Annotated in this window: 4 protein-coding genes; 3 read left to right on the forward strand and 1 reads right to left on the reverse strand. The window is 54.2% G+C overall.

All coding sequences use genetic code 11. The features are described 5' to 3' along the window. On the forward strand, window positions 1-594 hold a 594-nt coding region (locus tag B3Z49_RS12560), incomplete at its 5' end, for a sigma 54-interacting transcriptional regulator (RefSeq protein ID WP_296991334.1). Continuing rightward, the gene (locus B3Z49_RS12565; RefSeq protein WP_296991337.1) at window positions 591-2,603 is read left to right on the forward strand and encodes a sensor histidine kinase; all 2,013 of its coding nucleotides are present in this window, start codon (window positions 591-593) and stop codon (window positions 2,601-2,603) included. The genes B3Z49_RS12560 and B3Z49_RS12565, both read left to right, overlap by 4 nt. A 21-nt stretch (window positions 2,604-2,624) precedes the next feature. Here B3Z49_RS12565 and B3Z49_RS12570 read toward each other — a convergent pair whose 3' ends face one another. After that, on the reverse strand, window positions 2,625-3,191 hold the full coding sequence (locus B3Z49_RS12570) for a GNAT family N-acetyltransferase (RefSeq protein ID WP_296991340.1): 567 nt from the start codon (window positions 3,189-3,191) through the stop codon (window positions 2,625-2,627). Between the two features lie 410 nt (window positions 3,192-3,601). On the opposite strand from B3Z49_RS12570, the gene B3Z49_RS12575 reads away from it, so the two are divergent. After that, window positions 3,602-4,284, forward strand: a 683-nt coding sequence (locus B3Z49_RS12575) for an MFS transporter (protein WP_296991343.1), incomplete at its 3' end; no start/stop codon positions are given.

A 4,284-nucleotide genomic window follows, 5' to 3' on the forward strand; every position in this document is an offset into this window, starting at 1 on the left:
GTCGGTGAATTGTCGCTGGCGACCCAAAGCAAGCTTTTGCGCGCAATCGAAAGCCGCCGTGTCCGCCCGGTAGGCTCAGAACGCGAAGCACCTGTTGATTTGCGCTTTATCTTTGCCACTAACGCCGATCTTGAGGCCGAAGTCGAAGCCGGACGTTTCCGCGCTGATCTGTTTTATCGCATCAATGTCATGCACATCGAAATGCCACCGCTTTCGGCCCGCGGGGATGATGTCCTTGAACTGGCTGAACTGTTCATGACCAAACTGTCCAAGCAGCTTGGCGTGCGTGCGGTGCCAATGGATGCGGCTGTGCGTGCCGGGCTGACACGCTATGACTGGCCGGGCAATGTGCGTGAATTGCGCAACCTGATTGAACGGACCCTGATCCTTGGCAAGTTCCCGGCGGAATTCCGCGATGAACTTGCCGATCAGGGATCGCAGGTCGACCGTGATGAAACATTGGATGAGATGGAACGTCGTCACATTCTGGCGATGTTGCACAAGACCAATGGCAATCGCAACGAAGCCGCCAGACGGTTGGGGGTATCGCGCAAGACCATTGATCGCAAATGCGCAAGCTGGGAACAGGAATGACCGACGCGTCATTGTCGGGCGCCACCAAGCCCCCCGCCAAAAGAACACGATCCGTTCGTTTTAAGTTGCTGGCGATTGCGCTTTTGCCGACGCTTGTGATCCTGCCATTGTTGCTTGGCGTGATGATGGTGCGGTGGAATACCAAGTTCGACGCACTGTTAACATCAAAGGTCAGTGGCGATCTGACGATTGCCCATCAGTACTTCACGCATATCCTTGAAAATACCGGCGAACAAATCCAGGCACTTGGCCAATCGGTTGCCTTTCGCGAAGTACTTGCCAAAGGTGATGTCTCAGGGGTCGACCGCCTGCTTGCTGAACGCCAAAGCAAGCTTGGCCTTGATTTCCTTTATCTGTCACCCGCGCCGGGTGGCACAGGTTCTGACCAACCCAATGCGGACTGGCCAGTGATTGCCAGTGCCTATCGCGGGCAATCGATGACCAGCATTGATATTTTCAGCAACACCGACTTGGCGGCGATTTCGCCCGATCTGGCCGAACGCGCCCATCTCGATCTGATTGATACGCCCAATGCTGTGCCCTCGACACGCAATGCCGAAACGAGGGGCATGGTTGTGCATTCGGCAAGTCACGTTGAATTGCCAAACGGACAAAACGCCGCCTTGGTCGGGGGGATTTTGCTCAACCAGAATTTGGCGTTCATTGATACGATCAACGATCTTGTCTATCGCCAAAGCAGCCTGCCCGAAGGCAGTCAGGGAACGGCGACCCTTTTCCTTGATGATGTGCGTGTCAGCACCAATGTCCGCCTGTTTGCCGATCGTCGCGCCCTTGGTACGCGGGTTTCAAGTGCGGTGCGCAAAACTGTTCTTGAGGATGGCCAAGTCTGGCTTGATCGCGCCTTTGTGGTTAATGACTGGTATATCTCGGCTTATGAGCCGATCAAGGACAGCTATGGCAAACGGGTTGGCATGCTTTATGTCGGGTTTCTTGAAGCCCCGTTTGCCCAGACCAAATATGAAAGCCTGCTAATCCTGATCGGGGCGTTTCTGTTCGTCGCAGCCCTCTCGGTGCCGATCTTCCTGCGCTGGGCGCGGGGTATTTTCAAACCGCTTGAACGCATGGCCAATACCATTGGTCGGGTCGAAAACGGCGATTTGTCAGCCCGAACCAACATTGATCAGGTTCAGGACGAGATCGCCCTTGTCGCCGACCATCTTGATGACCTTCTCGATCAGGTGCAGGAACGCGATAAACGCCTGCGCGCCTGGAACGATCAGCTGAACGAACGCGTCGATGCCCGCACCAGCGAACTGCGCGAAGCCAATCGCCAGCTCGAAGCCACCACCAGGCAACTGATCATGTCCGAAAAGCTTGCGGCCATTGGGGAAATTACCGCCGGTGTGGCACACGAAATCAACAATCCGGTGGCCGTGCTTCAGGGCAACCTTGATGTCCTCCGCGATTTGTTGGGCGAACATGCCAGATTGGGGGATACCGAATTCCGTCTGATTGATGAACAGGTCAATCGCATCAATCTGATCGTGACCAAGCTTCTGCAATTCGCCAAGCCCGAAGAATATGCCGGATATGTCGAACGCCACAGCGTGGCCGAGGTGATTGACGATTGCATGCCGCTGGTCGCCCATCTGCTCAGCCGGGCGGATATAGACGTCGTGCGCGAACATCATTCAACCCGGCTGGTTCTGATGAACCGGACCGAGTTGCAGCAGGTTCTGGTCAATCTAATGGTCAATGCCCTGCATGCCATGTCCGAGCGAGGAACGTTGACCCTGACCGATATAGATCAGGACCGTGATGGCGTCCCGGGTATTCTGATCACGGTGCGCGATACCGGATCAGGTATGGATGCCGAGGTGCTGAACCGTATCTTTGATCCGTTCTATACCACCAAACGGCGCGAAGGGACGGGTCTTGGTCTGTCGATTACCAAGACCCTGATTGATCGACAGGGTGGCGGGCTTGAAGTGGAAAGCAAGCCCGGAAAAGGCACCACATTCATGATCTGGTTGCCGGAGGCGGATTAGGGCAGACTGGGGCAGAGCACGTTAGTTTGTTGGGCTTTTCGGTGTGCCTGCGCGCAGCCATTCTTTTTTCAGAATGGCATACACAAAAGTATTTTCGTACTTCGGCGTGCCGTCCGGGTTGTTAACAAACGAAATAAACTCCTCAAAGCAAGCCTCTTTGCGCATGCCAAGTTTTTCGCACAGCTTCTGCGATTTGAAATTGTTGTCTTCGACATAGGCATAAAGCCTTCTTGCGTCGCGCTGTGTGAACAGATGCTCAAACAAGGCTTGTGCGCTTTCACTGGCATATCCTTTGCCTTCAACCTTTTCGTTGAAGTTCCAGCCGACGGAATAGGTGTCGGCTTGTTCGGGGCCATCGTGATGAAGCAACAGTTCACCAATTAAGGCTCCTATTTCTTTCAGGCAGACCGCAAGACAAGTCTTATCCTTTGCACGTTTCCGGGCTTTTGCCTTCGCTTGTTCCAGTGTTGTGACTTTGTCATCCATAAAGCAGTTTACGCGCGGGTTGGAAATGTACTCGAACAGTTCTGCGGCATCAGCTTCAACAAAGGGTCTGATGATCAATCTGTCTGTGATGATGTCGCTCATATGCGTCCTTCGCGGGTAAGCGGATGGTAACAGGCTCATCGCCCTTTCTTACTAAAGCGGTACGCGCAATGAAAAGGGTTATCGCAGCGTGATTTTTCAATCCCCCAAAATCCTGTCCAAACCTGGAACGCGCGTTGGATCATAGCGTTGAAATTGCTGCGGTTGCGAGTGGACATTTTGTCCATTTGCACGTTATGCGCGAAAAAAGATATGGACATTTTGTCCATGCGTGTGCGCTGCAGCAGTCCATTTCAGTTTGGAAGAATGACAGAAAACGGCGCTTGTTATGCAATGGCATGGCGATTGCGATGTTGAGAGTTCCGGATTTAACCGTGTTTGCCCTGCACCATAACCAATTGTGCGACGGGGAAGGGCAAGGAAAATCCAAAGACCGGGAGGACAACATCGCTATGTTTGACAAGCTCAAAAAAGAACACATCGTCGCTGGTGACGATTTCAATCGCTGGAAAGTGCCGCCAGCATCCATTGCTATTCATTTGTGTATTGGCTCCGTCTATGCCTGGAGTATCTTCAACCCGCCACTGATCAAGGAATTTGGCGTGGTCAGTGCAAGCTCCGGCGACTGGGGCCTGCAATCCGTTGTCTGGATTTTCTCTGTTGCCATCGTCTTTCTTGGCCTTGCGGCGGCATTTGGCGGCAAATGGCTTGAAGAAGTCGGCCCGCGTATGGTCGGTGTCGTTGCCGCCTTTTGCTGGGGTGGTGGTTTCATCATCGGTGGCCTTGGCATCATGACCCATCAGCTTTGGCTGGTGTATCTCGGCTATGGCGCGCTTGGCGGCTGTGGTCTTGGTCTTGGCTATGTTTCGCCGGTATCAACGCTTATTCGCTGGTTCCCGGACCGCCGTGGTATGGCGACCGGCATGGCGATCATGGGCTTTGGCGGCGGTGCGATGATCGCAACCCCGATCAAGGAAGGCCTGCTGTCGGCGTTCTATAAAGTGCCGGAATATCTTGGCCCGGAAAGTGCCGTAAACCTTGTGACCGAGGGCGGCAAACGCATGGCCGAAGTCGGTGGCCAGATGGTTGAAGTCGTGGTCGCCGGTGCCGCACAGGTTGCCTCGGCCCCGGTGCC

It is taken from the genome of Thalassospira sp. UBA1131 (assembly GCF_002311515.1).
GTDB lineage: Bacteria > Pseudomonadota > Alphaproteobacteria > Rhodospirillales > Thalassospiraceae > Thalassospira.